We start from the raw sequence: 13,892 nt of genomic DNA on the forward strand, positions 1-13,892 counted from the left end.
AACAGAATCTGATTCTTTATAGCACTACCCTTCCCTTGCGAAGTTGAACGCAATAGGGATGTCTTCAGGGCCGTTGCTTGGCGGAACTTTAATGCTCCCCCAAAAATAAATAACTCTTTTTCCATCTTTCATAGCCAGGTGGGACATCTCAACCACCTCGCCAGAGGGGATAAGGCCTTCGCAGTTGTTTGCAACGATTTCCTTACAAAATGCAGTACTATTTACAGTTATGTGCTGAGCCTCTGCATGAAATGCGGAGGCGAGCAGGCACAAAGCCGCAGAACACAATACCACGACAGGGTTTTTGGCAATGGTAACTCTTATGGCCATTTTGACCTCCACGTTTGTCAGTTCACTTTGCGCTGGTTCCCCACCACTGGAGCAACTGTTTCATGCCTAAGTTTGGTCATCCCTGTGCCTTCGAAACAACCGAGCAAGCATCACCGCCAGCCCTCGTGTCGTTCTATTTCTCTCCATCGTTCGGCGATTTTCACCCCTTCCAAAATGTACCAGAAGACCCACACGACTATGGGACTGACGAAAGCGTAGTCACCAAGGCCGAGGAACGTCAACCCCATCGAGACGATGAGGATGCCTAAAGCTATGTTCACCAGAGCCATTGTTCAACCCACCCACGAATGATGTAGAGCACGAAGGCACTCCCTCGCGTCGTCAGACAGACCGCGCACCTCGATATGTACGTGGTCGGAATGACACTCCGACCCAAGGTCAAATCCTAACTCCTCCGGGCTGAACCCAAGATGGTATGTGAGAACGTCTTCCGGCCAAACGATATGATCCAAGATCAAATCCTCCATTCGCCCGATTCGGTACCGTCTCGCTCCCGCGCTCGTGGTGAGGTCATGTTCGTGGAAGACACCCCCTTTGTCAACCCCTCGCACACCCAATTGCACCACAAATCACCCCGACTGCGCCGGCCGGAACCCTGCGCCGGCATGGGCGGTGTTCATCCCGCGCTATGACCGCCCTTTCACGCTGTTCTACATCGACCCGCCCTATTGGGGGCACGAGGCAGACTATGGACGCGATCTCTTTGCGCGCGGCTGGCTGGCAGAGGTGCTGCACAGCATCAAGGGGCGGTTCATCCTCTCGATCAATGAGCACCCTGAGGTGCGGCGGCTGTTTGCTTGGGCAGAGATAGAGGTTGTTCGCAGTGCTTATACTTTCAACTATCGCGTGCGGCGGCCTGCGCAGGAATTGCTGATCACAGGAGGTCCGTGAATCCTCATCATTTTTCGATGATGGTTGGCCCCCAGCCTATTCTTCCTCTTCCTCCATCCACCTATCTGCTATAAGAGTAGGGCACCCAAGGTGCTCTTCGTTGTTCAGGGGGTGGTGTGACCGTCCCAGCCACAAGATTGCAGGAGCGCGAACGCCATGGCCGAAACCCGTCACAGCCAGGTTCTCATTCTGGGTTCGGGACCGGCGGGTCTGACGGCCGCCGTCTACACGGCGCGTGCGAGCCTCAAGCCGACGCTGGTGCACGGCATTCAGCCCGGCGGCCAGATGACGATCACGACCGATGTCGAGAACTACCCCGGCTTCGCCGACGTCATCCAGGGCCCTTGGCTGATGGAGCAGATGACCGAGCAGGCCGAAAAGGTCGGCACCACGATGCTCTACGACATCGTTACCGAGGTCAATTTCTCCGTCCGCCCGTTCCGCGCCATCGGCGATTCGGGCGCCGTCTACACGGCCGACGCCATCATCATTTCAACCGGCGCCCAAGCCAGGTGGCTCGGGCTGGACAGCGAGCAGGCCTTCCAGGGCTTCGGCGTCTCGGCCTGCGCGACCTGCGATGGCTTCTTCTTCCGTGATAAGGAGGTTTGTGTCGTCGGCGGCGGCAATACTGCCGTCGAGGAAGCGCTCTATCTTACCAATCACGCCGCCAAGGTGACGCTGATCCACCGGCGCGACGAGCTGCGTGCCGAGAAGATACTGCAGGACCGGCTGTTCAAGCACCCCAAGATCGATATCCTCTGGGACACCGTGCTCGACGAAGTCGTGGGTTCGAAGGAGCCGCCCTCGGTGAACGGGGTGCGCGTGCGCAACGTCAAGACTGGTGCCGAGTCGGAGTTCGCTGTCGACGGCGTCTTCATCGCGATCGGCCATCGGCCCAACACGGAGATCTTCAAGGGTGTGCTGGAGATGGGCGACGAGGGCTACCTCATCACCGCCCACGACAGCACGGCCACCAACATACCCGGCGTCTTCGCCGCGGGCGATGTGCAGGACAAGATCTACCGCCAGGCTGTCACGGCGGCTGGCACCGGCTGCATGGCCGCGCTCGAGGCCGAGAAGTTCATCGCTGCGCTGGAGAGTGAGGAGCGCGTTGCAGCCGAGTAGGCCGGGAGCGCACCAAGAGAGAACATGGATTGGGACCGCCTGCGCGTCTTCTATCACGTCGCCGAGGCAGGAAGCTTCACCAAGGCGGGCGACCTGCTGAACCTCAGCCAGTCGGCGGTCAGCCGCCAGATCAGCGCCCTTGAGGAAAACCTCGGTGCCAGTCTCTTCCATCGCCACGCGCGCGGACTTCTTGTCACCGAACAGGGCGACCTGCTCTATCGCACGGCACGCGAGGTCTACGGCAAGATCGCCATGGCCGAGGCCAAGTTGACCGACAGCAAGCAGCGGCCCGACGGCCACCTCACGGTCACCGCGACAACCGGTTTCTCGATCATCTGGCTGATGCCGCGCATGGTCGACTTCATGGATCGTTATCCCGAGATCTCGATGAGCCTGCGCATCGAGGACGGCGAGCTCGACCTTTCAATGCGCGAGGCCGACGTCGGCATCCGGCTGAGCCGGCCGACCCAGCCGGACCTGATACAGCGCCACCTGATGAGGATTCACTTCCACTTCTTCGCCTCGCCCCACTACCTCAAGGCCTGGGGCACGCCGAAGACGCTGGAAGACCTCGAGAAACATCGGATGATCATGTACGACCACGGTCCGCTCAAGAACGTCGTTAGCCCGGAGTGGCTGCCGCGTGCGTTCGGCGACGACCGTCCGCAGCGCCGCCCGGCGTTGACGGTCAACTCCATGCTGGGCATGCGGCGGGCTGTCGAGAGCGGCCTGGGGATAGCTATCCTGCCGGACTATGTCATCGAAGGGTCAGACAGGAAGGTGAAGCTCGACATTGATGCTCCGCTCCCGACAGCCGAGTCATACTTCGTCTATCCTGAGGAGCAGCGTAACTCCGCGCGAATTACCGCGTTCCGCGATTTTCTTCTGGAAAAGGTCGCCGCGACCCGATTTTAAGAATTTGTCATAACACATTACGAGTTATGCGCCCCATGCATGGCTGGGTTGTGAAAGCGCCCATGGTGAGAACGAAGGGAAAGCCCTATTTCCCCCTCTGACACGGAAGCTGCAACATATCGCGGCCTCCCTCGACGGATGCCCCCCGATCGATACGTGTCAACCAGGTTTCGACCTGGAACGGGACCTCAGGGTCCCAACGTCTCCCAGACGTGAAGCCTCCCCTATAGACTTGAGGCCGGGTCGCAAGACCCGGCCTCTTCTTTTCTTTTTGCCGCCTGTATCTCCGCGCTCTACATGAAGAGACGCTCACCCTCCATGTGGGCATAGAGATGGGCGACCTGCTCGCCGTAGCCGTTGTAGAGCAGCGTCGGGACGCGCTCGTTGCTGCCGAGCACACGCTCGTCGGCCTGGCTCCAGCGGGGATGGTCGACCTCGGGGTTCACATTCGCCCAGAAGCCGTACTCCGACGGTACGAGCTCTTCCCAGAAGGTGGTCGGACGTTCCTCGGTGAGGGTCACGCGGACAATCGACTTGACCGACTTGAAGCCGTACTTCCACGGCAGGTGAAGCCGGAGTGGGGCACCGAACTGGTTGGCCATCGGCTTGCCGTAGGCACCGGTGACCATGAAGGCAAGTTCGTTGTCGGCTTCTTCGATCGTCACGCCCTCGGTGTAGGGCCAAGGATACCAGAACTGGCCCAGGCCCGGCGCCCAGTCGACGTCCTCGAAGGTCTGCATGACAACATACTTCGCCGAACCCAGCGGTTTGGCGTAGGCAACGAGATCGCGCATCGGGAAACCGGTCCAGGGCACCACCATCGACCAGGCCTCGACGCAGCGATGTCGGATGACCCGCTCCTCCAGTGCCATGGCGCGGATCAGCGTGTCGATGTCGACCGTCTTCTCCTCCTCGACCAGCCCGTCGAAGGTGATCGCCCAGGGGCGGCGCTGCAGGTCCTCGGCACGCTGCCAGATCTGCTTGTGGCTGCCGAACTCATAGAAGTTGTTGTAAGTCAGATTGTCCGCCTCGGGCGTCACCATGCGGCCGGCGTCGGCATAGGCGTTGTTGAGCGGGGCGGGATAGAGGTCGTTGGTCGGATCGGCGGCGGCCTGGGCATTGGCGATCTCGACGACGCCATCGGACGCCTCAGCGCAGCCGAACAGCATTGTCCCCGCAGCAGCCACGATCGGTCCTGCTGCGATCGCCTTGGCGAGCTGGCGGCGGTTCAGATAAACAGACTCAGGCGTCGCCAGGCTCTCCTTGAGCTCCCAGCCGCGCGGTGACCTGATCAGCATGTGGCACTCCCGTCCAACAGATGTCCTCTCTGGCGACAATTGGCGGTTTGCCGCGAGATCACAAGTCAAACGGGCGTGAGACCCGCGTCAGGAGACAGAAGCGCAGGCCCGTTGGATGCGCTGGCAGGCATCCTCCAGTGCCTCGGTCGAGGTCGCGTAGGAGATGCGGAAGAATGGCGAATGGCCGAACGCCGAACCCTGCACCACCGCAACGCCTTCGGATTCCAGCAGATAGGTCACAACATCCTCGTCGGACCCGAGCGTGTTGCCGTCGGGCGTCGTCTTGCCGATCAACCCCTCGCAGGACGGATAGACGTAGAACGCGCCTTCAGGTGTGCCGCAGGTCAAGCCGTTGGACTGGTTCAGCATCGCGACCACGAGGTCGCGGCGATCCTTGAAGACCTTGTTGTGCTCGGCAATGAAGTCCTGGGGACCGTTGAGCGCAGCGACGGCGGCGTACTGGCTGACCGAACTCGTGTGCGTGGTCGACTGCGACTGCACCTTGTTCATGGCCTTGATCAGAACGTCCGGCCCGCAGGCGAAGCCGACGCGCCAGCCCGTCATGCAGTAGGTCTTGGAGACGCCATTGGTGGTCAGCGTGCGATCCCGTAGCGAGGGCTCGACTTGGGCTGGCGTGCAGAAGGTGAAGTCGTCGTAGGTGATGTGCTCGTACATATCGTCGGGCATGATCCAGACATGCGGGTGGCGCACAAGCACATCGGTCAGCGCTTTCATGTCGTCCCACGAATAACCCGCTCCGGTCGGGTTCGACGGTGAGTTCAGCATCAGCCACTTGGTCTTCGGCGTGATCGCGGCCTCGAGATCAGCGGCAGTCATCTTGAAACCGTTCTCGGCCGCACACGGCACGACAACCGGCGTACCGCCGCACAGCAGCACAATGTCTGTGTAGCTCACCCAGTAGGGTGCGGGGATGATGACCTCGTCGCCGTCTTCCAGCGTCGCGGTCATCGCGTTGTAGAGCACCTGCTTGCCGCCGCAGCCAACCTGGATCTGATCGGGCGTGTAGTCGAGGTCGTTGTCGCGCTTCATCTTCGCGCTGATCGCCTCGCGCAGCTCCGGCACGCCCGGCACCGGCGTGTAGCGGGTCTTGCCGTCCTTCATGGCCTTGTAGGCGGCCTCGATGATGTGTTCGGGCGTGTCGAAATCGGGCTCGCCGGCACCGAGACCGATGACGTCCATGCCCTCGGCTTTCAAGTCGCGCGCCTTCTGGCTCACCGCAATGGTCGGCGACGGCTTGATACGATCGAGACGGCTGGCAAGGATCGACATGGTGCTACCCTCATGGTCTGGAGAATCGACACTATACCCTACTTCCTTCATGCCCCGAGGTGGAGGAAGAACTTGTCCCCGACATCGAATTTCGAACCGAAGGACGACCATGTCCCAACACGACGCTGTTCACGTCCGTGAAGCCTGGCCCGACGATCTGCGGCGTCATCGGCGCCACCAGCGAGAGCACGGAAGGCTCCTGTGAAGCCGGCTACAGGGAGGCGTTCGACGATACCGCAGCGGACCTGAACCACATGATGATCATTCCGGATTGCGACGGCGTGGTCACCGGCTGCCTGCAGCTGTCCTTTCTGCCCGGGTTCAGTCTGGGCGGCATGCGGCGCGATCAGATCGAGGGTATGCACATCGCCAGCAACCGGCGTAGCGAGGGTCTCGGCGGTGTCCTGCTGAACTGGGCGATCGAGCACTGCCGTGAATGTGGCTGCGGCATGGTCCAGATCACGATGAACAAGAACCGCGACCGAACCTGGGTATTCTACGAACGCGTCGGGTTCGTTACCAGCCACGACGGCATGAAGCTGAAGTGCCAGTCCAGCCTGGTGATCGGATTCATGCTGCAGGGTCGGGCCAATATTGGTCCGCCCGCCGGCGGTCCGATCTACTTCGACAAGTTAAAGCATCTTCACTCTATCAGATTGATTCAATCTGATAGGGATATGCTCTAACGGCCCTTCCAGACCGGCTCGCGGCCTTCGGCGAAGCTCGCGGGACCTTCCTTGGCGTCCTCGGAATCGAGGCAGGCGCGGTACTGCGGGATCGCGCCCGAGCGCATGTGGGCATAGGCCTGCTTGACCGACATGCCCTCGGTCTCGTTGACCACAGCCTTCACGGCCCTGAGCGAGAGCGGCGCCGACTTCGCCATGGCATGGGCCACCTCACGCGCGGTCGCCATCAGTTCGGCCTGGGGAACCACCCGACTGATCAGGCCCCAGCGCACGCCCTCTTCCGGGCTCATGCGGCGGCCTGTCATCATCATCTCGACGGCAACGGCCTTGGGGATGCGGCGCTGCAAGCGGATCACGCCACCGCCGTCGGGCAGGATACCGAGCTGCGCCTCGGGCAGCCAGAACTGGGCGTTCTCGGCGGCAATGATGATGTCGGACGCCAGCACCAGCTCGAACCCGCCGCCCGCGGCATAGCCGTTGACCGCGGCAATGACGGGCTTGTCCATGCTCCAGAGTTCGGTCAGGCCGGCGAAACCGCCCTCGGTCGCGGCCGCGCTGTCGGTCTCCTCTTCACCGGCCGCAGCCGCCTTGAGGTCCCAGCCCGCCGAGAAGAACTTCTCGCCGCCGCCGGTGACGATCGCGACCGAGGCGGTCGGATCGTCACGGAAAGCGCAGAAGGCATCGCCGAGCGCCTTGCTCGCGGCCACGCTGATCGCATTGGCCTTGGGCCGGTGGAACACGATCTCCCAGACAAACCCGTCCTTCGTGATCTTCACCATGTCGCTCATGTCATGCTCCTTCCTGTTATCGTCGGATGGCCACCCTCCCATAGCTTGCGCCATGGGAGAGTAAGGGCCTCTTTCTAGTTTTCGTACGGCCGCAAAACCGACCGTGAAATGATGTGGCGCTGGACTTCGCTGGTGCCGTCCCAGATGCGCTCAACACGGGCATCGCGCCAGAAGCGCTCGATGGGAAGTTCCTTCATCAGGCCCATACCGCCGTAGATCTGCAGCGCGTTGTCGGTCACCCGCGCGAGCATTTCGGTCGCGAAGAGCTTGGCCATAGCGAAGTCCTGGTCCTGGGCTTCGCCGCGGGCTTCCTTGTCGGCTGCGCGCAGCACCAAGAGTTCGGCCGCCTCAATCTCGGTCGCCATGTCGGCGAGCTTGAAGGATGTGCCCTGGAACTTGCCGATCGTCTGGCCGAACTGCTTGCGGCTGGCGGCCCATTCGGCGGCCATGTCGATCACCCGCCGTGCGCGGCCGATGCACTGGGCGGAGACCGTGAGCCGGGTCGCGCCGAGCCAGGTGTTGGCGACCTCGAAACCCTTGTGCTCCTCGCCCAGAATCTGGCTTTCGTGCAGACGGCAGTCGGTGAAAACGAGTTCGCAGTGATGGAAGCCACGATGCGACACGCTCTCCGGGCCCATCACCACCTCGAAACCCGGCGTGCCCTTATCGACCAGGAAGCTGGTGATCAGGCTGCGCGGACCGCGCGGCGTGTCCTGCACGCCCGACGATGCGAAGAGGATCGCGTAGTCGGCCACGTCGGCATAGCTGATAAAGTGTTTGGTGCCGTTGACGACGTGGTGGTCGCCGTCACGCACCGCCTTGGTCTTCATTGAGCGCAGGTCGGAGCCGGCCTGTGGCTCGGTCATCGCCAGGCACTCGACCCGCTCGCCACGAATGGTGGGCAGCAGGTACTGCTCGATCTGGTCGCCCCTGCAGGCGCGCAGGATGTTCGACGGCCGCGCCACCGCGTGCTGCAGGGCAAACGACGTACGACCGAGTTCGATCTCCATCAGCGCGATGGTCAGCGCATCAAGCCCGCCGCCACCCAACTCCTCGGGCATGTTGGCGGCGTAGAGACCGGTCTCGATCGCACGGGCGTGGATATGCTCGATCAGCTCGGGCCGGACATGGTTGTCGCGTTCGACCTCGTCCTCGTAGGGCACAAGTTCCTCGCCGACGAACCGGCGCACAGTGTCGATGATCAGCGTCTGTTCTTCGGTCAGGGAGAACTGCATGGCAGGGCTCTCAGGCAGGCGCGCGCTAGATAGAGGCTCAGGCCTGCGCCCGCAAGCAGGGTCGCAGCCTCAATCAGAACTCAGAGCTCGTGGCGCACGCCGAAGGGCAGGAAGTTGGAGGCATCAGTCACGCCGTTGATCAGGCCGAAGATGCCGGACCGATGCTGCAGCCGTACCATCAGAGAAGTGTCGGGATGGTGCGGCATCGCGCCGGTCAGCTCCAGGTTGAACCGGTTCAGCAGACGGGAACGGTCGGAGAGATCGTCGTGTCGCTCGGCTCCAAGCGGCCCGCCGCCATGGTGACGACATACTCGTTCCAAGGGAAATCCTGCCAGCGCCCGTAAAACGCGAGGCCGAACTCGTGATAGCTCTCGCGGTCGAAGTGGTTGGCGTAACATCAGCTCACCCTTGAGACTGAGCTGGTCTCGGAACCACGCGGTGTCGCGGTTGCCGGAGATGGCGATCACGCGCTCCTGCGGCCTCTCGTAGTCGAAGATGTTGGTGATGGTGTCGGAAAAGTTTCGCTCGCTTCCCTTGCTGCCAAAGACCTGCATGGCATAGGGCGACCGCCCGAGATCATCGGCCCAGGTTCAGGACTCCGTCTGGAGAAGCCAGGAACCGCCCAACGTCGCAAGCGCCGGGGGGAGGCGGAGAAACAGCCCCGCTGCGATGATCGAGCCCTTGGCTTTGCCGACCACCTTTCGAATCCCAGTCCGTTCCATCGTTCAGGCCATGAGCCTTTTGCGCGTCCCCCCGAACCTGTTCGACCAAACGCTTCCGCAAACTGGCGAACACTTCCCACAATCCTTACATTGGGACGACCATGACGCTTGCGCACCCCCTTCGGAACGATCCCTTCGCACCGGTCGAACCCTCGCCTTTCAATCTAACATCCGAGTTCGAACCGCAGGGCGACCAGCCTGCCGCGATCGCGGAGCTGTGCGACGCGCTGACCCAGGGCGATCGTGACCAGGTGCTGCTCGGAGTCACCGGCTCGGGCAAGACCTTCACCATGGCTCAGGTCATCCAGCGCCTTGGGCGTCCGGCCCTGGTGCTGGCACCCAACAAGACGCTGGCCGCCCAGCTCTACGGCGAATTCAAGAGTTTCTTCCCGGACAACGCCGTCGAATACTTCGTCAGTTACTACGACTACTACCAGCCCGAGGCCTACGTTCCGCGCACCGACACCTACATCGAGAAGGAGTCGACCCGGAACGAGCAGATCGACCGCATGCGCCATTCGGCGACGCGCGCGATCCTGGAGCGCGACGACACGATCATCATCGCCAGCGTTTCCTGCATCTATGGCATAGGCGACGTCGAGAGCTACTCGGCCATGACGCTGGCGCTCGAGTCCGGCATGATGATCGAACGCGACGACATCCTGCGCTGGCTAGTCGACCTGCAGTACCGGCGCAACGACACCGCCTTCCAGCGCGGCACCTTCCGCGTGCGCGGCGACTCGGTCGAGATCTTCCCGAGCCATCTGGAGGACGGCGCCTGGCGCATCGCCATGTTCGGCGACGAGATCGAGGAGATTGTCGAGTTCGACCCGCTGACTGGCGAGCGCATGGGCGAGATGAAGCAGGTCGTGGTCTACGCCAACAGCCACTACATCGTGCCCAAGCCGACGCTTCATCAGGCAATCAAGCACATCAAGGTTGAACTCAAAGAGCGGCTCGATCACTTCCGCGGCCAGGGCAAGTATCTGGAGGCCGAGCGTCTCGATCAGCGCTGCACCTTCGACATCGAGATGATGGAAGCGACCGGCATGTGCGCCGGCATCGAGAACTACTCGCGCTTCCTGACCGGCCGGTCGCCCGGCGAACCGCCACCGACGCTGATGGAGTATCTGCCCGACAACGCCATCATCTTTGTCGACGAGAGCCATGTCGCGGTTCCCCAAGTGGGCGGCATGTTCAAGGGCGACTTCAATCGCAAGTCCACGCTGGCCGAGTTCGGCTTCCGCCTGCCGAGCTGTGTCGACAACCGACCGCTGAAGTTCGAGGAGTGGGACGCCATGCGGCCCCAGTCGATCTTCGTCTCGGCAACCCCGGGCGACTGGGAGCTGCAGCGCACTGGCGGTGTCTTCACCGAACAGATCATCCGGCCGACCGGGCTGGTCGATCCGCCCTGCATCATCCGGCCGGCCTCGACCCAGGTCGACGACCTGATCGGCGAGTGCAGGGAAGTCGCCGCCAAGGGTCAGCGCGTGCTCGTCACCACGCTGACCAAGCGCATGGCCGAAGCGCTCACCGAATACCTTACTGAGGCCGGGCTGCGGGTGCGTTACCTGCATTCCGACATTGATACGCTGGAGCGCATCGAAATCATCAGGGATCTCCGGCTCGGCGTGTTCGACGTGCTGGTCGGCATCAACCTGCTACGCGAGGGCCTCGACATCCCCGAGTGTGCGCTGGTCGCGATCCTGGATGCAGACAAGGAAGGTTTTCTGAGGAGCGAGACCTCGCTGGTCCAGACCATCGGTCGGGCCGCGCGCAACGTCGACGGCCGCGTCCTGCTCTATGCCGACCACATGACCGAATCGCTCGAGAAGGCGATTGCCGAGACCAGCCGGCGCCGGGCCAAGCAGGAGGCCTACAACGTCGAGCATGGCATCACGCCGGAGTCGATCCGCCGCGGCGTCTCCGATGTGCTGCAGAGTGTCTACGATGCCGACTATGTGACCGTCGACCTCGGTATCGCAGGAGAAGACAGCGCCGGCGACATGACCCTTGAGGAGCGCATCGCCGATCTCGAAAAGCGCATGCGCGAAGCCTCCGCCGACCTCGAGTTCGAAGACGCAGCCCGCATGCGCGACGAGATCCGCCGCCTTGAGGTCCTCGACATCGGCGTCCGCGAGAAACCCCAGGACGCCGCGATGGAACGCAATGCCAAACGTAAGATCAGGAAGCGGAAGGGGCCGTGAGGAACTTGTCCGGTGCTGCTCTGGTCACGGGTGCGGGCAAGCGCCTGGGTCTCGCGATCACGAATGCGCTTGCCGCAGACGGTTGGGCCGTGGCGTTCCATGCTTGGTCGTCGCTGGGCGTCGCAGAGACGGCCGTTGCGGCCATCAACGATGCGGGCGGCACGGCCGTCGCCCTGTCGGCCGACCTCTCTGATCCGGCCGCCACCTCGAACCTCGTCGATGCGGCATCGGACGCGCTCGAACCGTTGACCCTGCTGGTCAACAACGCCGGCGTCTTCGTGCCCGACCACGTACGCAGCGCGACGCCGACCAGCATGGCCGCCAACCTCGACGTCAACCTTATGGCACCGGTGTTGCTGACCCAGGCCTTCGCGGCGCAGCTTCCCTGGGATTCCCACGGCAACGTCATCAACATCCTCGACCAGCGCATCGCCAACCCGACGCCGAACTACATGAGCTACACGGCCTCGAAGGCCGCCCTCGCCGTGCTGACGCGTACTTGGGCGCTCGAGCTTGCGCCCGCTATCCGGGTCAACGCTATTGGCCCCGGCATGGCTCTGCCCGACCCGGGCGACGACGGCACCGAGATGAAACGCTGGACCGACGGTTATCCGCTGCGTCGCGGCACCTCGCCCGAAGAGATCTGCGATGCCGTCCGGTATCTGCTGAATGCGCCTGCCGTCACTGGCCAGACCCTGCACCTCGACGGCGGTCAGCATCTCGGCTGGCTCCATCCCGAGGGCGGCTATCCGCTTCAGACGGGCAAGTCATGAGTTGGGGCAAGGTCTTTCTGGAGGGACTCCTGCTTGAGGCCGAGATCGGCGTGCTTGACCACGAGCATGGCCGTCGCCAACCGCTCATCGTCGATATCACCATGGAGGTCAACACCGGTGCGCCCGACGAGAACGACCTCTGTTCCGTAATCGACTACCGGGTTGCCGCCGACCATGCCCGCAGTCTCGTGGCGAGCGGCCATATAGAACTCGTCGAGACATTCGTCGAACGTCTGGCTTCGGCCTGCCTTAAGGATACCCGGGTCATCAAGGTGACGGTCCGTGCACGCAAACCCGACGCCATCGAGGATGCCGAAGCGGCCGGCGTCGAGATCGCTCGGACGCAAGCAAAGCGTTGACGAATCGCGGTGCGGGCGGAGTCCTTCCCTACTTCGGCCCATCGACGCGAAAAACAGTCCGGAATCGTCGGAATCCGCGCCCGAGCACGCCTCCGGAAGCCTGATTTGTGCACAGCCGCTCCCGGGTCGACCGGCAGAGGGGTTGTCAAGATCCGGTTCTCGAAACCATCGCAGTCATGTCACACGCCGTCACCGGAAAACTCGAAAAGTCATAGGGTTAACGAAACTGCAAAAAAAGGGCAGTTCTGTGTGACATGGCGGATTTCCGCGCTCTGGGCCGTTGCTGGCCGACCTTTTCGACAGACTTGTCCACAGCTTCTATTATAGCCTCCGGGCGAGGCTAGACGCCGGCGTTCAGGCGGCGGAAAGCTGCTGCCGGGCAGCGTCGAGATGGCGCAAGACGATCTCGACCGCAAGCTCGGCGTCACGCGCCCGGAGCGCATCGTAGAGCGCCCGATGCTCGCGGTTATAGGCCTCCATGCTCTCGGGCGTCAGGACCTTGTCCTTCATAGCGTTCCACTGGCGGTGGCCACGCACGTGATTGATCTGCCTATAAAGCGAGACCATCAGTGGGTTGCGCGTGGCATCCGCAATCGACTGATGGAAGGTGCGGTCGTGACGTGTGAACCCCTCCGCCCAGAGCCCGTCGGCTTCCAGCGCCTTAAGCGCCTCGGCAATGCGGTGAAGATCGCGCAGCGTGGCGTGCAGTGTGGCAAGCCGGACCATGTGGGGCTCGACGGCGATCCGGACTTCGACCAGCTCGATCGGGCTGGTGACCTCGGCGACGTCATCCTCGCCGGCCTCGGGCCGGAAGGTCACGAAGGTGCCGCTGCCGACCCGGCGGCTGACCAGATGGTTGTGCTCCAGGATGCGCAGCGCCTCGCGCACCGTCGTGCGCGAGCTCGACAAGGCGGTCGCAAGCTGCCGTTCGGCCGGCAGCCGTTCGCCATCGACATACACGCCGTCGAGGATCGCCTGGCGCAGCTGGGCAGCGATCGCAGCTGCGCTCTTGGCGTTCGGCAGAGGCAGCTTCCGCAAGGTGTCGCTGTGTTCAGGCGATCCGGCCATCGGCACTTCCGCGCTTTTGCTTGACATCGTTGTCACACGGGACTTAGCTACCCGCGAATTGGTTCGATTGGGCCACAATTGGCACAGAACATCGTCGGACCAAATACGGGCCAAGTCAAGCTCGGCAAGGATTTCCAGCCTTTCAGGCACCTAGACCAATCCAGACCGCGCCCGACTCGGCCAA

The 13,892-nt window shown here is 62.5% G+C and carries 14 protein-coding genes; 7 read left to right on the forward strand and 7 right to left on the reverse strand.

Annotated features, from left to right (window positions below):
* Positions 1–24: 24 nt before the first annotated feature.
* Positions 25–330 carry a hypothetical protein gene (locus GDA49_10545; GenBank protein MBC6440824.1) on the reverse strand — a complete coding sequence of 102 codons (306 nt, stop codon included), beginning with the start codon at positions 328–330 and terminating at the stop codon, positions 25–27.
* A 633-nt stretch (positions 331–963) separates the two neighbouring features.
* Between GDA49_10545 and GDA49_10550 the strand changes: the two genes are divergently transcribed.
* From GDA49_10550 to GDA49_10560, 3 genes are all read left to right on the forward strand, one after another.
* Complete coding sequence (locus GDA49_10550; GenBank protein MBC6440825.1) at positions 964–1,242, forward strand: hypothetical protein; 279 nt, start codon at positions 964–966, stop codon at positions 1,240–1,242.
* 156 nt (positions 1,243–1,398) lie between these two features.
* The gene (gene trxB / locus GDA49_10555) at positions 1,399–2,367 is read left to right on the forward strand and encodes a thioredoxin-disulfide reductase (GenBank protein MBC6440826.1); all 969 of its coding nucleotides are present in this window, start codon (positions 1,399–1,401) and stop codon (positions 2,365–2,367) included.
* Between the two features lie 24 nt (positions 2,368–2,391).
* Positions 2,392–3,282 (forward strand): LysR family transcriptional regulator, encoded by an 891-nt coding sequence (locus GDA49_10560; protein ID MBC6440827.1) that lies wholly within the window; start codon positions 2,392–2,394, stop codon positions 3,280–3,282.
* 293 nt (positions 3,283–3,575) lie between these two features.
* On the opposite strand, the gene msrP is transcribed toward GDA49_10560, so the two are convergent.
* Positions 3,576–4,580 (reverse strand): protein-methionine-sulfoxide reductase catalytic subunit MsrP, encoded by a 1,005-nt coding sequence (msrP, locus tag GDA49_10565; protein ID MBC6440828.1) that lies wholly within the window; start codon positions 4,578–4,580, stop codon positions 3,576–3,578.
* 87 nt (positions 4,581–4,667) lie between these two features.
* Positions 4,668–5,870: a pyridoxal phosphate-dependent aminotransferase gene (locus GDA49_10570; protein MBC6440829.1), complete on the reverse strand. Its 1,203-nt coding sequence runs from the start codon at positions 5,868–5,870 to the stop codon at positions 4,668–4,670.
* A 137-nt stretch (positions 5,871–6,007) separates the two neighbouring features.
* Between GDA49_10570 and GDA49_10575 the strand changes: the two genes are divergently transcribed.
* Positions 6,008–6,556, forward strand: coding sequence for a GNAT family N-acetyltransferase (locus GDA49_10575; GenBank protein MBC6440830.1), 549 nt, complete (start codon positions 6,008–6,010; stop codon positions 6,554–6,556).
* Here the strand turns inward: GDA49_10575 and caiD are convergent.
* The 3 genes from caiD to GDA49_10590 form a co-directional block, all read right to left on the reverse strand.
* Positions 6,553–7,344: a crotonobetainyl-CoA hydratase gene (caiD, locus tag GDA49_10580; GenBank protein ID MBC6440831.1), complete on the reverse strand. Its 792-nt coding sequence runs from the start codon at positions 7,342–7,344 to the stop codon at positions 6,553–6,555. The genes GDA49_10575 and caiD overlap by 4 nt on opposite strands.
* Positions 7,345–7,418: 74 nt before the next feature.
* Positions 7,419–8,579, reverse strand: coding sequence for an acyl-CoA/acyl-ACP dehydrogenase (locus tag GDA49_10585; protein MBC6440832.1), 1,161 nt, complete (start codon positions 8,577–8,579; stop codon positions 7,419–7,421).
* An 80-nt stretch (positions 8,580–8,659) separates the two neighbouring features.
* Entirely contained in the window at positions 8,660–9,133 is a 474-nt protein-coding gene (locus tag GDA49_10590; GenBank protein MBC6440833.1) for a hypothetical protein, read from the reverse strand.
* Positions 9,134–9,402: 269 nt separating this feature from the next.
* Between GDA49_10590 and uvrB the strand changes: the two genes are divergently transcribed.
* From uvrB to folB, 3 genes are read left to right on the forward strand one after another with little or no spacing between them, the layout of a single operon-like run.
* Positions 9,403–11,508 (forward strand): excinuclease ABC subunit UvrB, encoded by a 2,106-nt coding sequence (gene uvrB / locus GDA49_10595; protein MBC6440834.1) that lies wholly within the window; start codon positions 9,403–9,405, stop codon positions 11,506–11,508.
* Complete coding sequence (locus tag GDA49_10600; GenBank protein ID MBC6440835.1) at positions 11,505–12,281, forward strand: SDR family oxidoreductase; 777 nt, start codon at positions 11,505–11,507, stop codon at positions 12,279–12,281. Before uvrB ends, GDA49_10600 begins: the two co-directional genes overlap by 4 nt.
* A complete protein-coding gene (folB, locus tag GDA49_10605) occupies positions 12,278–12,640 on the forward strand; it encodes a dihydroneopterin aldolase (GenBank protein MBC6440836.1) in 363 nt (120 codons plus the stop codon). Before GDA49_10600 ends, folB begins: the two co-directional genes overlap by 4 nt.
* A 354-nt stretch (positions 12,641–12,994) precedes the next feature.
* On the opposite strand, the gene GDA49_10610 is transcribed toward folB, so the two are convergent.
* Entirely contained in the window at positions 12,995–13,708 is a 714-nt protein-coding gene (locus GDA49_10610; protein ID MBC6440837.1) for a FadR family transcriptional regulator, read from the reverse strand.
* Positions 13,709–13,892: the final 184 nt, after the last annotated feature.

The organism is Rhodospirillales bacterium (genome assembly GCA_014323865.1).
Taxonomy (GTDB): domain Bacteria; phylum Pseudomonadota; class Alphaproteobacteria; order SP197; family SP197; genus SP197.

Excerpts from the sequence above, each read along its gene's own strand:
- GDA49_10590 (MBC6440833.1), bottom strand. The coding sequence starts at position 9,133 with ATGCAGGTCTTTGGCAGCAAGGGAAGCGAGCGAAACTTTTCCGACACC.
- GDA49_10545 (MBC6440824.1), bottom strand. The coding sequence starts at position 330 with ATGGCCATAAGAGTTACCATTGCCAAAAACCCTGTCGTGGTATTGTGT.
- folB (MBC6440836.1), top strand. The coding sequence starts at position 12,278 with ATGAGTTGGGGCAAGGTCTTTCTGGAGGGACTCCTGCTTGAGGCCGAG.
- GDA49_10570 (MBC6440829.1), bottom strand. The coding sequence starts at position 5,870 with ATGTCGATCCTTGCCAGCCGTCTCGATCGTATCAAGCCGTCGCCGACC.
- GDA49_10560 (MBC6440827.1), top strand. The coding sequence starts at position 2,392 with ATGGATTGGGACCGCCTGCGCGTCTTCTATCACGTCGCCGAGGCAGGA.
- msrP (MBC6440828.1), bottom strand. The coding sequence starts at position 4,580 with ATGCTGATCAGGTCACCGCGCGGCTGGGAGCTCAAGGAGAGCCTGGCG.
- uvrB (MBC6440834.1), top strand. The coding sequence starts at position 9,403 with ATGACGCTTGCGCACCCCCTTCGGAACGATCCCTTCGCACCGGTCGAA.
- trxB (MBC6440826.1), top strand. The coding sequence starts at position 1,399 with ATGGCCGAAACCCGTCACAGCCAGGTTCTCATTCTGGGTTCGGGACCG.
- GDA49_10585 (MBC6440832.1), bottom strand. The coding sequence starts at position 8,579 with ATGCAGTTCTCCCTGACCGAAGAACAGACGCTGATCATCGACACTGTG.
- GDA49_10610 (MBC6440837.1), bottom strand. The coding sequence starts at position 13,708 with ATGGCCGGATCGCCTGAACACAGCGACACCTTGCGGAAGCTGCCTCTG.
- caiD (MBC6440831.1), bottom strand. The coding sequence starts at position 7,344 with ATGAGCGACATGGTGAAGATCACGAAGGACGGGTTTGTCTGGGAGATC.